The organism is Kitasatospora sp. NPDC022785 (assembly GCF_055561295.1).
Genome location: NZ_JBVHHB010000022.1, coordinates 105,489 through 121,500, shown reverse-complemented (window position 1 = coordinate 121,500; position 16,012 = coordinate 105,489). Strand labels below are relative to the sequence as shown.

Annotated in this window: 16 protein-coding genes; 5 read left to right on the top strand and 11 right to left on the bottom strand. The window is 73.3% G+C overall.

The window, feature by feature from the left end:
- The first annotated feature begins 3 nt into the window (after positions 1 to 3).
- From ACZ3YO_RS29180 to ACZ3YO_RS29170, 3 genes are all read left to right on the top strand, one after another.
- Complete coding sequence (locus ACZ3YO_RS29180; RefSeq protein WP_465575063.1) at positions 4 to 1,230, top strand: sensor histidine kinase; 1,227 nt, start codon at positions 4 to 6, stop codon at positions 1,228 to 1,230.
- Positions 1,227 to 1,952, top strand: coding sequence for a response regulator (locus tag ACZ3YO_RS29175; RefSeq protein WP_465575060.1), 726 nt, complete (start codon positions 1,227 to 1,229; stop codon positions 1,950 to 1,952). The genes ACZ3YO_RS29180 and ACZ3YO_RS29175 overlap by 4 nt, the downstream gene beginning before the upstream one ends.
- Positions 1,953 to 2,023: 71 nt before the next feature.
- Positions 2,024 to 2,833 carry an arylamine N-acetyltransferase family protein gene (locus ACZ3YO_RS29170; RefSeq protein WP_465575057.1) on the top strand — a complete coding sequence of 270 codons (810 nt, stop codon included), beginning with the start codon at positions 2,024 to 2,026 and terminating at the stop codon, positions 2,831 to 2,833.
- A gap of 40 nt (positions 2,834 to 2,873) precedes the next feature.
- Here the strand turns inward: ACZ3YO_RS29170 and ACZ3YO_RS29165 are convergent, their stop codons facing one another.
- Positions 2,874 to 3,866, bottom strand: a complete 993-nt coding sequence (locus ACZ3YO_RS29165; protein ID WP_465575054.1) for a GlxA family transcriptional regulator — start codon at positions 3,864 to 3,866, stop codon at positions 2,874 to 2,876.
- 145 nt (positions 3,867 to 4,011) lie between these two features.
- Between ACZ3YO_RS29165 and ACZ3YO_RS29160 the strand changes: the two genes are divergently transcribed.
- Positions 4,012 to 4,602, top strand: coding sequence for a cysteine hydrolase family protein (locus ACZ3YO_RS29160; protein ID WP_465575051.1), 591 nt, complete (start codon positions 4,012 to 4,014; stop codon positions 4,600 to 4,602).
- Positions 4,603 to 4,708: 106 nt separating this feature from the next.
- Here ACZ3YO_RS29160 and ACZ3YO_RS29155 read toward each other — a convergent pair whose 3' ends face one another.
- From ACZ3YO_RS29155 to ACZ3YO_RS29140, 4 genes are all read right to left on the bottom strand, one after another.
- A complete protein-coding gene (locus ACZ3YO_RS29155) occupies positions 4,709 to 5,641 on the bottom strand; it encodes an amino acid ABC transporter permease (RefSeq protein WP_465575048.1) in 933 nt (310 codons plus the stop codon).
- Positions 5,638 to 6,303 carry an amino acid ABC transporter permease gene (locus ACZ3YO_RS29150; RefSeq protein ID WP_465575045.1) on the bottom strand — a complete coding sequence of 222 codons (666 nt, stop codon included), beginning with the start codon at positions 6,301 to 6,303 and terminating at the stop codon, positions 5,638 to 5,640. Before ACZ3YO_RS29150 ends, ACZ3YO_RS29155 begins: the two co-directional genes overlap by 4 nt.
- A gap of 165 nt (positions 6,304 to 6,468) precedes the next feature.
- The gene (locus ACZ3YO_RS29145; protein ID WP_465575042.1) at positions 6,469 to 7,338 is read right to left on the bottom strand and encodes a glutamate ABC transporter substrate-binding protein; all 870 of its coding nucleotides are present in this window, start codon (positions 7,336 to 7,338) and stop codon (positions 6,469 to 6,471) included.
- Positions 7,339 to 7,375: 37 nt separating this feature from the next.
- Positions 7,376 to 8,140 (bottom strand): amino acid ABC transporter ATP-binding protein, encoded by a 765-nt coding sequence (locus tag ACZ3YO_RS29140; RefSeq protein ID WP_465549354.1) that lies wholly within the window; start codon positions 8,138 to 8,140, stop codon positions 7,376 to 7,378.
- A 225-nt stretch (positions 8,141 to 8,365) separates the two neighbouring features.
- On the opposite strand from ACZ3YO_RS29140, the gene ACZ3YO_RS29135 reads away from it, so the two are divergent.
- On the top strand, positions 8,366 to 9,160 hold the full coding sequence (locus ACZ3YO_RS29135; RefSeq protein ID WP_396323336.1) for a metal-dependent hydrolase: 795 nt from the start codon (positions 8,366 to 8,368) through the stop codon (positions 9,158 to 9,160).
- 133 nt (positions 9,161 to 9,293) lie between these two features.
- Here ACZ3YO_RS29135 and ACZ3YO_RS29130 read toward each other — a convergent pair whose 3' ends face one another.
- Genes ACZ3YO_RS29130 through ACZ3YO_RS29105 form a run of 6 tightly spaced genes read right to left on the bottom strand, consistent with a single transcriptional unit; the run spans position 9,294 to position 15,958 of the window.
- On the bottom strand, positions 9,294 to 11,978 hold the full coding sequence (locus ACZ3YO_RS29130) for a fumarate reductase/succinate dehydrogenase flavoprotein subunit (RefSeq protein ID WP_465575038.1): 2,685 nt from the start codon (positions 11,976 to 11,978) through the stop codon (positions 9,294 to 9,296).
- A complete protein-coding gene (locus ACZ3YO_RS29125) occupies positions 11,975 to 12,739 on the bottom strand; it encodes an ABC transporter ATP-binding protein (protein WP_465575036.1) in 765 nt (254 codons plus the stop codon). The genes ACZ3YO_RS29130 and ACZ3YO_RS29125 overlap by 4 nt, the downstream gene beginning before the upstream one ends.
- Positions 12,736 to 13,578 carry an ABC transporter permease gene (locus tag ACZ3YO_RS29120; protein ID WP_465575033.1) on the bottom strand — a complete coding sequence of 281 codons (843 nt, stop codon included), beginning with the start codon at positions 13,576 to 13,578 and terminating at the stop codon, positions 12,736 to 12,738. Before ACZ3YO_RS29120 ends, ACZ3YO_RS29125 begins: the two co-directional genes overlap by 4 nt.
- Positions 13,575 to 14,957, bottom strand: coding sequence for an ABC transporter substrate-binding protein (locus ACZ3YO_RS29115; RefSeq protein ID WP_465575030.1), 1,383 nt, complete (start codon positions 14,955 to 14,957; stop codon positions 13,575 to 13,577). The genes ACZ3YO_RS29120 and ACZ3YO_RS29115 overlap by 4 nt, the downstream gene beginning before the upstream one ends.
- Positions 14,958 to 14,968: 11 nt before the next feature.
- Positions 14,969 to 15,196, bottom strand: a complete 228-nt coding sequence (locus ACZ3YO_RS29110) for a 4Fe-4S dicluster domain-containing protein (RefSeq protein ID WP_465575027.1) — start codon at positions 15,194 to 15,196, stop codon at positions 14,969 to 14,971.
- Positions 15,197 to 15,205: 9 nt separating this feature from the next.
- Entirely contained in the window at positions 15,206 to 15,958 is a 753-nt protein-coding gene (locus ACZ3YO_RS29105; protein WP_465575024.1) for a GntR family transcriptional regulator, read from the bottom strand.
- Between the last annotated feature and the right edge of the window lie 54 nt (positions 15,959 to 16,012).

Sequence of the window (16,012 nt, the reverse complement as noted above, 5' to 3'; positions counted from 1 at the left end):
GACATGCCCAGGAGCCGACACACCGGGCCCGGCGATGCCGGGGAGCCGTTGCCGGTCGACGGTGCCGAGCCGCCGTGGTCGCGCAACGACGCGCTCGTGACCGCCGGGGCCTGCGCCATCAACGTGCTCAGCTACGCGTTCTTCGACGACCCCGGCGCCCAGTACGACGTGAGCGTGGCCGGGTTCCTCCTCGTCGCGGCGGCGGCGTTGCCGCTGCTCGCCCGGCGCCGCCACCCGGTGGCGGCGCTCGCCGCCGTGCTGGTGCTCGATGCGACGGCCGCCCTGATCGTCCCGCTGCCCAGCCACTTCGGCGCCGTCCTGGTGGTCGCCCTGTTCGCGGTCGCCAGGGCCTGCCCCGGCCGGGTGACGGCGGTGGCGGCCGTCGCGACGGCGTCGGTGACGCTCCTGAGCCAGAGCAACGGCCGGATTCCGCCCTGGCACGTGGCCGTCGGGCCGCCCGTCTCCAGCCTGATCGTCGTCGGCACCGCCCTGGTGATCAACCGCTGGCAGCGGGAGGTGGCGGCCAACCGCAGACTCCTCGCGGACCGTGCGGTGGCCGACGAACGCCGCCGCATCGCCAGGGAGTTGCACGACATCGTGGCCCACCACATCACCACCATGCAGCTGATGGCCGGGGGAGCCCGGGCCAACATCGCCGATCCGGAGGTGGTCCGGGACGCCCTGGTCACCCTGGAGGCCTCCGGGCGGCTCGCGCTGCGCGAGATGCGCCAGCTCCTCGACGTGCTGCGGGCCGGCGACGAGCCGGAGACGGCTCCGGCGCTGCCCCAGCCAGGCGTCGACGACCTCGACCGCCTGGTGGCGGAGTCCCGCCTCGGCGGACTGCCGACCGAGTTCGGCGTCCACGGGCCGCGGCGGCCGCTGCCGCCGACCGTCGGACTCACGGTGTTCAGGATCGCCCAGGAGGCTCTCACCAACGCCCGCAAGTACGCGGGGTCGGCCCGCGCGTCCGTGCAGTTGACGTACCGTCATGGCGGGGTGACCGTCGAGGTGCGGGACGACGGCGGGGACGCACTGCCGCAGGAGGGGGTGCCGGCGGCGGGCCCGGGCGGCTACGGCCTGATCGGCATGCGCGAGCGCGTCGCCCTGCACGGCGGCACCCTCACCGCCGGCCCGCAGGCCGGCGGCGGGTTCGCCGTGGTGGCCGAACTGCCGCTGACCACGGACGAGGTGGACGAGGCGGCCGTCCGGTGCGAGGGGGCGAGCCGATGACCGGGGCCGGCCCGACGCCGCCGAGGATCAAGGTGCTGATCGTGGACGACCAGCCGCTGGTCCGGCGCGGCCTGTCGCTGATCCTCTCCCCCGACCCGTCCTTCGAGGTGGTGGGAGAGGCCGAGAACGGTGCGCAGGCGGTCAGCCTCGCCCGCCAACTGCGCCCCGACGTCGTGGTGATGGACATCCGGATGCCCGTCCTCGACGGGGTCGGCGCGACCGGGGAGCTCGCCGCGACCGTGCCCGGCTGCCGGGTCCTGGCCCTCAGCACCTTCGACGTCGACGAGTACGTCGTGGGAGCCCTGCGCGCCGGAGCCTACGGGTTCCTGCCCAAGGACAGCTCCCCGGAGGACCTGAGCGCGGCGATCCGCACCGTCCACGCGGGCGATGCGGTCGTCGCGCCGCGCCTGCTCACCCGGCTGATCTCCACCTACGTACGGGCACCCGCCGCCGCCCGGCCGGTCCCCACCGGCCGGGGTGAACTCACCCCTCGCGAGGTGGAGGTGTGGAAGCTGATGGCCACCGGCCTCGACAACACCGGGATCGCCCGCGCACTGGACATCAGCCTCTCCACGGTCAAGAACTACATCACCAGCATCTTCGACAAGCTCGCCGTCCGCGACCGTGCCCAGGCGGTCATCGCGGCCTACGAATCGGGTCTGGTCACCGCCCGTGCGGCGGCCGCGGACCCGCCCGGCGCCGGGCAGGTGGGCCGGACCTAGGTCGCGCGTTCCATCGCGGCCGGGTCCACGGGCCGAGGCCAACACCCCATTCCGGTACGTAGGGTGACGGTATGACTGTTGATGTGGAAAAGTACTTCGCACGCATCGGGTGGGACGGGGAGCCCGCGCCCACCCTGGCCACCCTCCGTTCCCTGCACCACGCCCACGTCCTCGGCATCCCCTTCGAGAACCTCGACGTGGTCGTCGGCTCGGTCCCGTCGCTGGACGTCGCCGACCTGCACACCAAACTCGTCGAGGAGGCCCGCGGCGGTTACTGCTTCGAGCACAACACCCTGCTCGCCGCCGTACTGGAGCAGCTGGGGTTCGAGGTCACCCGGCTCACCGGCCGCGTCCGCGTGGGCGCGCGCGCCGGGGAGATCCGGCCGCGGACCCACATGGTGCTGGCCGTCCGGGTGCCCGGTGATCCCGGCCGCTACCTCGCCGACGTCGGCTACGGGTCGATCGGCGCGCTGCTGGAGCCCCTGCCGATGATCCCCGGGGAGGTCCGCGAGGCCGCCGGGCGCGTCCACCGCCTCGTGGTGGAGGAGCCGGACGGCCCCGCGCCGGTCTGGGTGCTCCAGGCGAGGACGGGCGACACCTGGGGGGACCAGGTCGCCTTCACCCTGGACCCGGTCCCCGCCCCCGACATCACGATGGCCAACTGGCACGTGGCGACCCACCCGCGCTCGCCCTTCCGGCGGCTCTACATCCAGCGCACGAGCGCCGACGGCCACCTGCGGCTCGAAGGCACGACCTTCACCCGTACCGAGGCCACCGGAGCGACCACGACCCGGGAGCTCGAAGGCCCGGAGGAGATCGGCGAGGTGCTGGAATCCGAGTTCGGGATCACCCCGCCGCCCGGCCTCGGGGCGGCCCTCTGACCGGGGCCCGCCCTGCTCCGCGCCTCCGCGCCCGTGGTGCTCAGCCGGTGCCGGAGCGGAACCGGAGGCGGTACTCCGTCGGTGTCGTGTCGAGCCTGCGGCGGAACGCCCGGACGAGGGTGTCCGTCGTACCGAAGCCGCAGGTGGACGCGATGCGTTCGAGGGTCATGTCGGTGGATTCGAGGTGGTTGCGCGCCATTTCGACCCGGGCCGACTCGATGTAGACGCTCGGGGTCATGCCGAGCTCGGCCTTGAAGATCCGGGTGAGCTGCCGCTCGCTGACGTGGGCGAACTCGGCGAGGCCGGCGACGGTGTGCTGCTCGCCCAGGGTGCGGGTGATGTGGTGGCGGAGGTCCTCGATGCGCCGGGTCGTGGAGACGGGTTCGAGGGGAACGCTGAACTGGCTCTGCCCGCCCGGGCGCTTCAGGTACATCACCAGCTGCCGGGCGACGCGCAGCGCCGTGGCCTCGCCGAAGTCGTCGGCGACGAGGGCGAGGGACAGGTCGAGGCAGGCGCTGATCCCCGCCCCGGTCCAGATGTCGCCCTCGCGGATGAAGATCGGGTCGGCGTCGACCTCGACCGCCGGGTGTTCGGCGGCGAGTTGCTGCGCGGTCGACCAGTGGGTGGTGGCGCGCTTGCCGTCGAGCAGCCCGGCGGCGGCGAGCAGGTGCGCCCCGACGCAGACGGAGGTAACCCGTCGCGTCGTCGCGGCGAGCGTCCTCACCCAGCCGACCACGGCGGGGTCGGTGAGGGCGTGGACGCGGCGCCGGTCGTCGACCTCGACCGAGCCGGGCACCAGGAGGGTGTCGATGGCCCTCGCGGACGCCTCCTCGAAGGTGAGGTCGGGGAGGATGCGGACGCCGGCGGAGGTGGTGACCGGGTCCAGGGTCTCCGCGGCGAGGACGACCTGGTAGCCGGTCGCGTCGTCGGTCTCGCGCCGCACCAGGGAGAAGACCTCGGGTGGTCCGGTGACGTCGAGCAGGTCGACGCCTTCGAACAGGACGATGACGATGAGTCGGTTGACGGTGGTCACGGGTCTCCGCTGCTCGGTGCGGGCGATGTCGGTATCTGCATGTTAGATGACATTGCCGACACCGGACGGCCGCCCGTAGCGTTTCATGAGCAGGTCACCGCCGGTGAACTGCGCACCCTGACACGGAATTCAAGGCGGTACTCCCATGGCTACGACGACCCTGCGCGAGCTCAACGGCTTCGACGAGACGCCCGCGTCGCTCGCCGGATCGACCCTGATCCTGATCGACTACCAGAACACCTACGTCCGCGGCGTGATGGAGCTGGACGGCTGGCAGGCGGCGCTCGACTCCGCCGCCGCGCTGCTGGGTCGGGCGCGGGCGGCGGGTGCGAAGATCGTCCACGTCGTCAACGACGGCGGCGAGGGCACCCCGTACGACATCCGGGCGGAGATCGGGCGGATCCACCCGAGCGTGGCGGCGATCGAGGGCGAGCCCGTCGTCGTGAAGCAGGTCCCGAACGCGTTCGTCGGCACCGACCTGGCCGAGCACCTCGACGCCGCCGGCAACAAGGACGTCATCATCGCCGGGTTCATGACGCACATGTGCGTGCTGTTCACCGCGCAGGGCGCGTTCCTGCGCGGCAACCGGCCCACGGTGGTCGCCGACGCCTGCGCGACGCGGCCGCTGCGGTCGGTGGGCGTCGAGCTGACCGCCGAGCAGATCCACCACGGCGCGCTCGCGACCGTCGCCGACCTGTACGGGGTCGTCGTGGGGTCCGGGGCGTCCCTGGGCTGAGTCCCTGGGCTGGGTGCCTGGGCTGAGCGCCGGCGGCCGCACGCCCCGGCCGCACGGCCGGCGCCGGCCGGTCCGCACGCCCCGGCCGTGCGGCCGGCGCCGGCCATCACGCGCCGGGGGGCGCCGGGCCGCCGCCGAGGTCGTCACGGGTCACGTGCTCGCCCGGCGTCGCCAGCTCCTCGACCGCGTCGGCGCCGACCACCGCGCCGGTGGACCTCTTGCCGTGCCGTAGCCGGCCCTCCAGCCAACCGGCGAAGGAGGTGAGCGCGAAGTTCAGCAGCACGAAGATCACCGCGACGACGGTGAAGCTGGCGATGGTGTTGGCACCGTAGTTCGCGCTCATCGGGCGGACCGACGCCAGCAGCTCGGAGAAGCCGAGCAGCGCGCCGCCCAGTGCGGTGTCCTTCACGATCACCACCAGCTGGCTGACGATCGCCGGCAGCATCGCGGTGACCGCCTGCGGCAGCAGCACGTGGCGCATGACCTGGTTCTTGCGCATGCCGATGGCCTTGGCCGCGTCGGTCTGGCCCCGGGGGAGGGAGAGGATGCCGGCCCGGACGATCTCGGCGAGCACGGAGGCGTTGTAGAGGACGAGACCGGTGACCACGGCGTACAGCGGCCGGCTGTCGGGGCTGACGTCGGTGAACTCGGAGTACGCCGCGTTCGCGAAGAGCATCAGGATCAGCACGGGGATGGCACGGAAGAATTCCACGACCGTGCCGGCCGCGCCCCGTACCCACCGGTGCTCCGAGAGCCTGGCGATGCCGAACAGCGCTCCGAGCGGCAGTGCGAGGACCATGGCGAGCGCGGCCGCCTTGAGCGTGTTCCGCAGCCCCGGCAGGAGGAACGTCGACCAGGCGCGGGAGTCCGTGAAGAAGGGCCGCCACTTGGCCCACTCGAGCTGGTCCTTGTCGGCGAGGCTCTGGACCACCCACCAGACCAGGAGCGCGAGGGCGACCAGGAACAGCGCCGTGTACAGCACGTTGTGCCGCTTGGCGCGCGGCCCCGGGACGTCGTAGAGCGTGGTCGGCGAGGTCACCGCCGCACCGAGACCTTCTTGGCCACCCAGCCGAGGAAGAGCCCGGTCGGGAGGGTGAGACAGATGAAGCCGAACGCGAAGACGGCGGAGATGAGGATGAGCTGGGCCTCGTTCTCGATCATCACCCGCATCAGGGCCGCGGCCTCGGCGACCCCGATCGCGGAGGCCACGGTGGTGTTCTTGGTCAGCGCGATCAGCACGTTCGCCAGCGGGCCCACCACCGAACGGAAGGCCTGCGGCAGGACGATGAGCGTCAGCACCTGGCCGAACCTCAGGCCGATGGCCCGCGCCGCCTCGGTCTGGCCGACGGGCACCGTGTTGATGCCCGACCGCAGCGCCTCGCAGACGAACGCCGAGGTGTAGGCGATCATGCCGAGCACGGCGAGCCGGAAGTCGATCGTCTTGAAGGTGCCCCCGCCGAGCGTGACGCCGAGCGTCTGGAACAGGCCCAGCGAGGTGAAGACGATGATCACGGTGAGCGGGATGTTCCGGACCACGTTGACGTAGGCGGTGCCGAAGCCCCGCATCAGCGGTACCGGGCTGACGCGCATGGCGGCCAGGACGGTTCCCCAGATCAGGGCGCCGATGGCGGACCAGAACGTGAGCTGCACCGTCACCCAGAAGGCCCCCAGCAGGTTGTAACGGTCAAGAAAGTCGAACACGGTCTCCCGGCCTTCCGCGTGGGTGGAGCCTGCTGCGGGGGGTGGCGCTCTCGCGTGCGTGGAGTGGCGCTCTCGTGTGGGTGGAGCCTGCAGCGGGGTGGCGCTCTCGCGCGGGTGAACGGCGGGGCGCGCCGCTGCGGGGCGGCGCGCCGTTGGTCACCCGCTTCAGCTGACGATGACGCCGATCTTCGGTGCGGGCTCGTTCTGGTAGTTGGCCGGGCCGAAGTTCTTCTGGACGGCCGCCTCCCAGGAGCCGTCGGCGACCATCTTCTCCAGGGCGGTGTTGATCTTCGCCTTGAGCTCGCTGCCCTTCTGGACCCCGATGCCGTAGTTCTCGTTGCTCATCTTGAAGCCGCCGAGCTTGAACTTGCCCTTGAACTCGGGCTGCGCCGCGTAGCCGGCGAGGATCGAGTCGTCGGTGGTCAGGGCGTCGACGGCCTTGTTCTCCAGGCCGGTCAGGCACTCCGAGTAGCCGCCGTACTCCTGGAGTTGGGCGTTGGGCGCGATTCTCGTCTTGACGTTCTGTGCCGAGGTGGAGCCGGTGACCGAGCAGAGTTTCTTGTTGTTGAGGTCCTCGGGCTTGGTGATGGAGTCGTCGTCCGCCCGGATCAGCACGTCCTGGTGGGCCAGCAGGTAGGGGCCGGCGAAGTCGACCTTCTCCGAGCGTGCGGGGGTGATCGAGTACGAGGCGGCGATGAAGTCGACGTCGCCGCGCTGGAGGAGCGTCTCGCGGTCGGCGCTCTTGGCCTCCTTCCACTGGATGTCGCCGGGCTGGTGGCCGAGCTCCTTGGCGACGTACGTGGCCACGTCGACGTCGAACCCCGTGTACGTGCCGTCCGGGGTCTTCAGGCCGATGCCGGGCTGGTCGAACTTGATGCCGACGGTGATCTTGCCGCCGCCGCCCGTACTGCCGCTGGAACCGCCGCCCGGGCTGCTGCTGCCGCTGCTCGTGCCGCCGCCGGAACTGCAGCCGGCGGCGGTCAGGGCCAGCGCGAGCGCGGCGGTGGCCGCGACCGTGACCTTGCGAAGCTTCATGGTGATCTTCCCTGGTGTTCGAGGGGCCCGGGTCCCGTCAGTGGTGCAGGATCTTCGCGAGGAAGTCCTTGGCTCGCTCGCTGCTCGGGTGGCTGAAGAACTGATCGGGCGTCGTCTCCTCCACGATCCGGCCATCCGCCATGAACACCACGCGGTTGGCGGCCGAACGGGCGAATCCCATCTCGTGGGTGACGACGACCATGGTCATTCCGTCCCGGGCGAGCTGCCGCATCACCTCCAGCACCTCGTTGATCATCTCGGGGTCCAGCGCGGAGGTCGGCTCGTCGAAGAGCATGATCTTCGGGTCCATGGCCAGTGCTCTGGCGATCGCGACGCGCTGCTGTTGGCCGCCGGAGAGCTGGGCGGGGTACTTCTCCGTCTGGGACGCCACACCCACCCGGTCGAGCAGCCGGCGGGCCCGCTCCTCGGCGGCCTTCCGGTCCTTCCTGCGGACCTTGATCTGGCCGAGCGTCACGTTCTGCAGCACGGTCTTGTGCGCGAAGAGGTTGAAGGACTGGAAGACCATGCCCACATCGGCCCGGAGCGCGGCCAGTTCGCGGCCCTCGTCGGGCAGCGGCCTGCCGTCGATGGCGATCTCGCCGGAGTCGATGGTCTCCAGGCGGTTGATGGCGCGGCACAGGGTGGACTTCCCGCCGCCGGACGGCCCGATGACGACGACGACCTCGCCGCGCGCGATGGTCAGGTCGATGTCCTGGAGGACGTGGAGCGTGCCGAAGTGCTTGTTGACCTTGCTCAGCACGACCAGGTCGCCCGTGGCCGCGGTGGGGATCTCCTGGGTCACCTGTCCCTCCGCTCGTTGGCCTCATGGTCCGCCCTCGCGAGGACGGCCGCACGCCGGGGGCAGGGCTCGGCGGGCCGGCGAACCGGGCCCGGCCGGCGGGCGGCAGGGGTGCGGGCAGGGGCGGCCGCCGTCACGATGGTCGGGCTGCAAGATCATCTGTCGATATGCTGCGGGACCGCCGGGCGCACGGGGCGCCCGGCAGCTGATCGAGGGATGGTTCTCGCCATGATGGGACCGGCACACGCGCTTTCCGGGGCGGCGGCCTGGCTGGGGGTGGGTGCCGCGGCGGCGGCCTGGGACCACCCGATGCCGTGGCCGGTACTGCTCGCGGGGGCCCTGATCTGCGCCGGTGCGGCGCTGGCGCCCGACCTGGACCACAAGGCGGCGACCATATCGCGGGCCTTCGGGCCGGTCTCCCGGACGCTCTGCGAGGTGATCGACAAGCTCTCCTACTCGGTCTACAAGTCGACCCGGGGCAAGCGCGACCCGCGCCGCTCGGGCGGGCACCGGACGCTCACCCACACCTGGCTCTGGGCCGTGCTCTGCGGCGCCGGCGCCGCGGCGGTCTGTGTGTACGGCGGCCGCTGGGGCGTGCTGGCGGTGCTGTTCGTCCACATGGTGCTGGCGATCGAGGGGCTGCTCTGGCGGCACGCCCGGGTCTCCAGTGACGTGCTGGTCTGGCTACTGGGCGCGTGCAGCGCCTGGATGCTGGTCGAGGTGCTCGACCGGCCCGGCAACGGCGCCGGGTGGCTGTTCACCGAGCCCGGCCAGGAGTACCTCTGGGTGGGCCTGCCGATCGTGCTCGGCGCGCTCGTGCACTGCGTCGGCGACGCGCTGACCGTCTCCGGCTGCCCGATCCTGTGGCCGATCCCGGTCGGCCGTCGGCGCTGGTACCCGGTCGGGCCGCCGAAGGGCATGCGGTTCCGGGCCGGCAGCCGGGTCGAGATCAAGATCCTGATGCCCGTCTTCATGGCTCTCGGCGGGGTGGGGGCGCTGGGCGCGCTCGGCCTCATCGGCTGACGCGCGCCACCCGGCCGGCTGTTCGGGTGGTCGACGCCGCTCCAGGCGCTCCAGGGGGTGACCGTCATCGCGGCCCGGGCCGCGGGGCAGGAGGGGACGGCCGGCGGCCTCGCCGTCGGCCACCGGTCCGGCCTCACCGTGCGCGCAGTGCCCGGAGCGCGAGCCGGGCGTAGGCGCGGACGTCGGCGTCGGGGTCGGCGAGGCGGGCGCGCAGGGCCGGGGTGACGGCGGGTTCGGCGGCGGATGCGGCCAGCGCGCGGACGGCGGCCTTGCGGACGTCCGCGTCCGGGTCGCCGAGCAGGCCGAGCAGGGGGGCGGGGGACCCGGCGGCGGCCAGCGCCGCGGCGGACGCCTTGCGCACCTGCCAGGCCTCGTCCCGCGCCGCGGCCCCGGCCGGCCCGGCGAGCACGGGCGGGCACCCGATCCCGGCCGCGCCGGCGAAGGCGGCGGCCCGGACCAGCGGGTCCCGGTCGCCCGCCAGCCGGAGCAGGGCAGCCGTGGCCACCGGGTCGCCGACGGTGCCGAGGCCCTCGCCGACGGCGACCCTGACCTCGCGGGCGGCGTCCCCGGCGGCGTCCGCGAGCGCGGCGGCGGCGTCCAACGAGACCAGCCCGTGCACGGCCTGGAGCCGCACCGGGACGGCCGGGTCGGCCAGCGCGTCCGCGAAGAGCCGCACCGTGCCGGCCCGCAGCACCCGGGCCAGCTCCAGCACCCCGGCCCGCACCACCGGGTCGGCCGAGGCCGCCGCCGGGAGGAGGTCCGCGCCGAGCGAGGCGTCCAGCACCTCGGCCAGCTCGCGCAGCCCGGCGACCGCCGCCGCCCGGACCGGCCCGTCCGCGTCGCCCAGCGCCCGGGCGAGGGCGGCGCCGGTGCCGTCCGGCGCGGTCTCCGTCAGCACGGTGACGGCCGTGCGCCGGACCTCGGCGGCCGGGTCGGCCAGGTAGGGCGCCAACCGGTCGAGCCCGGGCTGCAGTTCGGCGAGCCGGAGCAGGTCGAGCAGCCGCGGGGAGGCCGGTGCGTCGGAGGCGGCGCGCGCCGGGGCGAGGGGGGCGGCCTCACCGGTGCGGCCGACCGGCAGCGGGTGGACCTCGCCGAGGACGGTCACCGGGAGGGCGGGCGGCTCCAGGCCGTCGACCGGGACCAGGTACGGGGCGACGGGCCGGGTGAGGAACTCCATCGCGCCGGCCGCGTTCTTCCGCAGGTTGAGGTGGCTGAACCAGCGCTCGTCGTCCCGCCCGGGGTGGTCGACGCGCTCGTGGTAGAGGCCCCAGCGGCTCTCGGTGCGGGCGAGCGAGGAGCGGGCGGCCATCTCGGCGCAGTCCCGGATGAAGTCCACCTCGACGGCGCGCATCAGCTCGTGCGGGGTCCGGGCACCCATCGCGGCGATCTCGCCGCGCATCCGCTCGACGTGGTCGAGGGCGAGGGAGAGGCGTGCGCCGGTCTTGGGCGGGGCGATGTAGTCGTTGACGAAGCGGCGCAGCTTGTACTCGACCTGCGGCTGCGGCGGCCCGTCGGGGTGGCGCAGCGGCCGGTAGACCAGCTCGTGCGCGGCCGCGATCTGGTCTGCCGGCAACTCGGCACGCCCGGAGGGGAGGTGGCCCGCGGCGTGGGTGCCGGCCAGGTCTCCGAAGACGAAGGCGCCGATCATGTAGTTGTGCGGGACGCAGGCGAGGTCGCCGGCCGCGTAGAGGCCGGGCACGGTGGTGGCGGCGTTCTCGTCGACCCAGACGCCGCTCGCCGAGTGGCCGCCGCAGAGGCCGATCTCGGAGATGTGCATCTCGACGTCGTGGGTCCGGTAGTCGTGCCCGCGCCCGGCGTGGAAGGTGCCCCGGCTGGGCCGTTCCGTGGTGTGCAGGATGGACTCCAGCGCCTGGACGGTCTCCTCGGGCAGGTGGGTGGTCCGCAGGAAGACCGGGCCGCGGTCGGAGGCGAGCTCGGCGGCGAACTCGGACATCATCTGCCCCGACCAGTAGTCGGAGTCGACGAACCGCTCGCCGTGCCGGTTTACCTGGTAGCCGCCGAAGGGGTTGGCGACGTACGCGCAGGCGGGCCCGTTGTAGTCCTTGATCAGCGGGTTGATCTGGAAGCACTCGATGCCGCTCAGCTCCGCGCCCGCGTGGTAGGCCATCGCGTAGCCGTCCCCGGCGTTGGTCGGGTTCTCGTACGTCCCGTACAGGTAGCCGCTGGCGGGCAGGCCGAGCCGGCCGCAGGGGCCGGTGGCGAGCACCACCGCGCCGGCCGAGACGGTGACGAACTCCCCGCTGCGGGTGTCGAACCCGGCGGCCCCCACCGCCCGGCCGCCCGCGGTGAGTACCCGGACGGGCATGACGCGGTTCTCGATGGTGATCCGCTCGCGCATGTGGCGCTGCCGCAGGACGCGGTAGAGCACCTTCTTGACGTCCTTGCCCTCCGGCATCGGCAGCACGTAGCTGCCCGAGCGGTGCACCTGGCGGACCTGGTACTCGCCGTGCTCGTCCTTCTCGAACTTCACCCCGTACCGCTCCAGCCGCTGCACCATCGCGAAGCCGCGGGTGGCGGTCCGGCGGACGGTGCGCTGGTCGACGATGCCGTCGTTGGCGCGGGTGATCTCGGCGACGTAGTCGTCCGGCTCGGCGCGGCCCGGGACGACGGCGTTGTTGACGCCGTCCATGCCCATCGCGAGCGCGCCGGAGTGCCGGACGTGCGCCTTCTCCAGCAGCAGGACGTCCGCCCCGGCCTCGGCCGCGCTGATCGCGGCCATCGAACCGGCGGTGCCACCGCCGATCACGAGCACGTCGCAGCTCAGCCGCCGGGCCTCGGCGAGGTCGGGGATCTTCATCGGGAGCCTTTCTCGGGTGCCCGGCGGGCGGCGCCGGACAGGTGGGCCAGCAGCTGTTCGCGCAGCGCGAGCACGGCCGGTTCGGTGCGGGCGGCGGGGTCGCGGGAGTACGGGACGTCGTGGACGGCCGCGACCGTCCCGCCGCCGAGGACGGCCACGCGGTCGCCGAGCAGCAGCGCCTCGTCGACGTCGTGGGTGACGAAGACGACCGTGCAGCGTTCCTTCTCCTGGACGGCGAGCAGCAGTTGCTGCATCGAGGACCGGGTCCGGGCGTCGAGCGCACCGAACGGCTCGTCCATCAGCACCGCCCGCGGAGCGCCGACCAGGGCGCGGGCGAGCTGCACCCGTTGCCGCTGGCCGCCGGAGAGTTCGCGCGGCAGCCGCCGCTCCAGCCCGGCGAGGCCCACCCGGCCGATCCAGTCGGCGACCGGGGCGCGCCGGTCCGCCCGTGGGGTCCGCCGGACGGCGAGCGGGAGTTCGACGTTGCGCCGGACGTTCCGCCAGGGGAGCAGGCCGTCCTCCTGGAAGACCAGCGCGCGTTCGGCGCCGGGGCCGCGCAACGGCCGCCCGTCGGCGAGGAGTTCGCCGCCGATCGGCGGCAGCAGCCCGGCCAGGGCGCGCAGCAGGGTGGACTTGCCGCCGCCGGAGGCGCCGACCACCGTCAGCACCTCGCCGGGCGCGATGTCGAGGTCCACTCTGTCGAGCACCGGGTGCCCGGGGTGGCCGAGGCTCAGGCCCCGGGCGGTCAGCCGCAGGCTCATACCTTCGCCTCCTGTCGCGCGGGCGCCGCCGGCTGCGCGGGCCGGGAGGGGGCCGGCGCGGTGGCGGCGCCCGCCCGGGCCGGCGGCAGCCAGGAGGTGAGCCGGCGCCCGAGCAGCTCGACCGCGCCCGAGGTGGCCCGGCCCAGCAGCCCGATGGTGGCCATCCCGACGAACACCCCCGGGTAGTCGAGCACGGTGTACGCGGACCAGGTGCGGTACCCGACGCCGAACTGTCCGGAGACCATCTCGGCCGAGATCACGCAGATCCAGGCCACCCCGATCCCCACCGACAGGCCGCCGACCACGCCCGGCAGCGCGCCGGGCAGCACGACCGTCCAGAGCACCCTTCCGCGGCCGGCGCCCATGGTCCGGACGGCGTCCTCCCAGAGCGGGGGAACGGCCCGCACGGCGTGCCGGGTGGCGACCAGGACGGGGAAGAACGCGGCGGTGAACGTGATGAACACAATGCCCTGCTCGTTCTCCGGGAAGAGCATGATGGCGACCGGCACCAGCGCGATCGCCGGGATCGGCCGGATCAGCTCCAGCACCGGCCCGAGCAGGTCCGCGGCCCAGCGGGAGCGGGCGGTCAGCACGCCGGCCGCCACTCCTAGCACCGCCGCCAGCAGGAAGCCGCTGCCGATCCGCCGCAGGCTGTCGGCGAGGTCCTGCCAGTACTCCGCGGTGCCGAGCCGCGCGGTGAACGCCTGCCAGACCTGGACGGCCGTCGGCAGGTGGTCGAACCGCACCCAGAACCGCACCCGCTGAGCCGTAAGCAGCTGCCAGAGCCCGACGAACGCGAGCAGCGCACCGGCCTGTGCCAGCCGTCGTGCGGGCCTCATGACGCGGCCAGCGCTTCCCGGTACGAGATCTGCCGGGCGCCGGGGTGGGCGGCCAGGTGCGCCTTCGCACCGTCCTCGGTGGTGAACGGCAGCAGGGCGGCGCCGTCCTGCACCCACCAGTCCTTGTCCGCGAACCAGCGGGTGCCGGTGGCGGCGTCGGGCACGTACGCGGCGCGCACCTTGCCCGTCGGGTTCTTCAGCGCGCGCAGCAGGCAGCCGGGGTCGGCGGCGGGCCGGGTGGTCTCCTCGCCGTCGTACCAGATCTCCCCGGCCAGCTTCGGGTCCTCCACGGGCCGGCCGCAGACCGGGTCGGTGCCGGTGATCCGGGCCGGCGCGATCGTGGGCAGCGCGGCCTGCCGCTGGTAGGAGGCGTCGATGAGCTTCTCGACGTCCAGGGCCTTCAGGACGCCCACCGACCTGAGGAACGGCACGTCCTCGCGCAGCGCGTCCAGCAGCGCGGGGTCCAGCGGGGTGGCGAAGGTGGCGATGCCGTTCGGGCCGTTGTAGAGGTGCACCACCTCGGGCGGCAGGCCGGTCGCCGCGGCGACCGTCCGGCTGGCGTCCAGCGGGTGTTCGTTGAGGTACCGGGTGGCGGAGGCTTGGGCGCGCAGGAAGGCCTGGACCACCTCCGGGTGCTGGGTGCCGAACTTCTGCCGGATCACCACGCCGTGCAGGGTCGGCCGGCCGAGCGCGGCGCCGTCGTACAGCAGCCGGCCGTCGCCGGCGAAGACCACCGCGCCGGGCCAGGCCACGAACTGCGCCAGCGCGTCCACCCCGCCGGCCTTCAACGCGGAGGCGCCGACCGCGGGTTGCTGGTTCTGCTTCTGGATCTCGCCCTCCGCCACACCCGCCTTGGCGAGCGCCTGGACCAGGGTGCCGTCTGCGGCGGAGCCGGCCGAGGTGGAGACCTTCCGACCCTTCAGGTCGGCCAGCGTGTGCGCGGTCGAACCGTTCGGCACCACCACGGAGTTGAGCGCGCCGAGCAGGTTGTAGCCGGTCACCGAGACCAGCCGGGTGCCGGGCCCGCCGGCCTCCTGGGCGCGGGAGCCGTTGATCAGCAGCGGGTAGTCGCCCATCGAGCCGATGTCGGTCTTGTCGGCGAGCATCTGCGCGGTGATCGGCGCACCGGAGTCGTAGTCCTGCCAGGTGACCCTGTACGTCTTCCCGTCCGTGCGTCCCTGCTCGGCGAGGAGCTGCTCGAAGTAGCCCTGGGCGCGCAGCAGGGTGCCGGCGGTCACGGTGTTGATCGTCTTCGACTGGTAGCCGACGACGACCTCGACGGTGGAGCCTCCGGCACCGGCCGAGGACGAGCAGGCGGTCGCGGCGGCCAGCGTGGCCGCGGCCAGCAGGGATCTCAGCGAGCGTGTGGTGTAGGACATCTGACGCATCCTCAGCGGAGTAGGTAGGGCATGTTGACGGTGACCGCGCCGGTGGGGCAGCGGGCCGCGCACGGGCCGCAGTACCAGCACTCGTCGACGTGCATGTAGGCCTTGTTGTTGTCCGGGTCGATGGCCAGCGAGTCCAGCGGGCACATCTCGACGCAGAGCGTGCAGCCGTCGATGCACAGCGAGGCGTCGATGGTCACGGGCACGTCGGAACGGTGGTCGGCGAGCGCCATGGGGCTTCCTCAGGGGGTGTCGCGCAGCAGCCGGCCCTGCATGGTGATCCGGTCGCCGCGGAAGCGGACGTACTCCAGGTCCACGGGGCGGCCGTCGGCCAGGGCGGTGAGCCGCTCCAGCATCAACAGGGCTGACCCGCGGGGGACTTCGAGAACGGTGGCGGAGTGCGGGTCGGCGTTGACCGCCTCCAGGGTGATGTCGGCCCGGCCGAGGGGCCGGCCGGTGACCTCCTCGATCAGCCGGAAGATGTCCTGGCCGGCCAGGTCCTCCGCGGCCAGCCCGGCGCCGATGTCGGGCGCCAGATAGGTGAGGTCGAGCGAGAGCGGCAGCCCGTTGAGCCGGCGCAGCCGCTCCACGTACACCACGTCCGCGCCCTCGGGGAGCCCGAGCCGGCGGGCCACCGGGCCGGGTGCGCGGACCGGCCCGAAGGCGCGGACCTCGTTGGTCACCTCGCCGTGCTCGTGCAGGGTCTCGGCGAGGCCCTGCAGCCGGTTCAGCCCGTGCGGCATCTTCTCCGCCACCACCAGCGTCCCCGAGCCGGGCACCCGGCGGACCAGGCCCTCGCCGCGCAGGAGGTTCAGCGCCTCCCGGACGGTGTTCCGCGAGGCGCCGAACTCCTCGGCCAGCCGGTCCTCGTGCGGCAGCGGACCGTCCTTGTACGCCTCGTTCAGCACCTGCCGGCGCAGGACGTCCGCGACCTGCCGGGCCCGGTCGGCGCGCAGCCGCCGGGCACCGGCGCGGTTCGGGTTCTCGCTGGTCATCGGCGCTGCTCCGGGCCTCGGGGTCGGGTTCGGCCTGAACCATAGGCCCGTACC

Excerpts from the sequence above, each read along its gene's own strand:
- ACZ3YO_RS29180 (WP_465575063.1), top strand. The coding sequence starts at position 4 with ATGCCCAGGAGCCGACACACCGGGCCCGGCGATGCCGGGGAGCCGTTG.
- ACZ3YO_RS29175 (WP_465575060.1), top strand. The coding sequence starts at position 1,227 with ATGACCGGGGCCGGCCCGACGCCGCCGAGGATCAAGGTGCTGATCGTG.
- ACZ3YO_RS29170 (WP_465575057.1), top strand. The coding sequence starts at position 2,024 with ATGACTGTTGATGTGGAAAAGTACTTCGCACGCATCGGGTGGGACGGG.
- ACZ3YO_RS29160 (WP_465575051.1), top strand. The coding sequence starts at position 4,012 with ATGGCTACGACGACCCTGCGCGAGCTCAACGGCTTCGACGAGACGCCC.
- ACZ3YO_RS29145 (WP_465575042.1), bottom strand. The coding sequence starts at position 7,338 with ATGAAGCTTCGCAAGGTCACGGTCGCGGCCACCGCCGCGCTCGCGCTG.
- ACZ3YO_RS29135 (WP_396323336.1), top strand. The coding sequence starts at position 8,366 with ATGATGGGACCGGCACACGCGCTTTCCGGGGCGGCGGCCTGGCTGGGG.
- ACZ3YO_RS29130 (WP_465575038.1), bottom strand. The coding sequence starts at position 11,978 with ATGAAGATCCCCGACCTCGCCGAGGCCCGGCGGCTGAGCTGCGACGTG.
- ACZ3YO_RS29125 (WP_465575036.1), bottom strand. The coding sequence starts at position 12,739 with ATGAGCCTGCGGCTGACCGCCCGGGGCCTGAGCCTCGGCCACCCCGGG.
- ACZ3YO_RS29120 (WP_465575033.1), bottom strand. The coding sequence starts at position 13,578 with ATGAGGCCCGCACGACGGCTGGCACAGGCCGGTGCGCTGCTCGCGTTC.
- ACZ3YO_RS29115 (WP_465575030.1), bottom strand. The coding sequence starts at position 14,957 with ATGTCCTACACCACACGCTCGCTGAGATCCCTGCTGGCCGCGGCCACG.
- ACZ3YO_RS29110 (WP_465575027.1), bottom strand. The coding sequence starts at position 15,196 with ATGGCGCTCGCCGACCACCGTTCCGACGTGCCCGTGACCATCGACGCC.
- ACZ3YO_RS29105 (WP_465575024.1), bottom strand. The coding sequence starts at position 15,958 with ATGACCAGCGAGAACCCGAACCGCGCCGGTGCCCGGCGGCTGCGCGCC.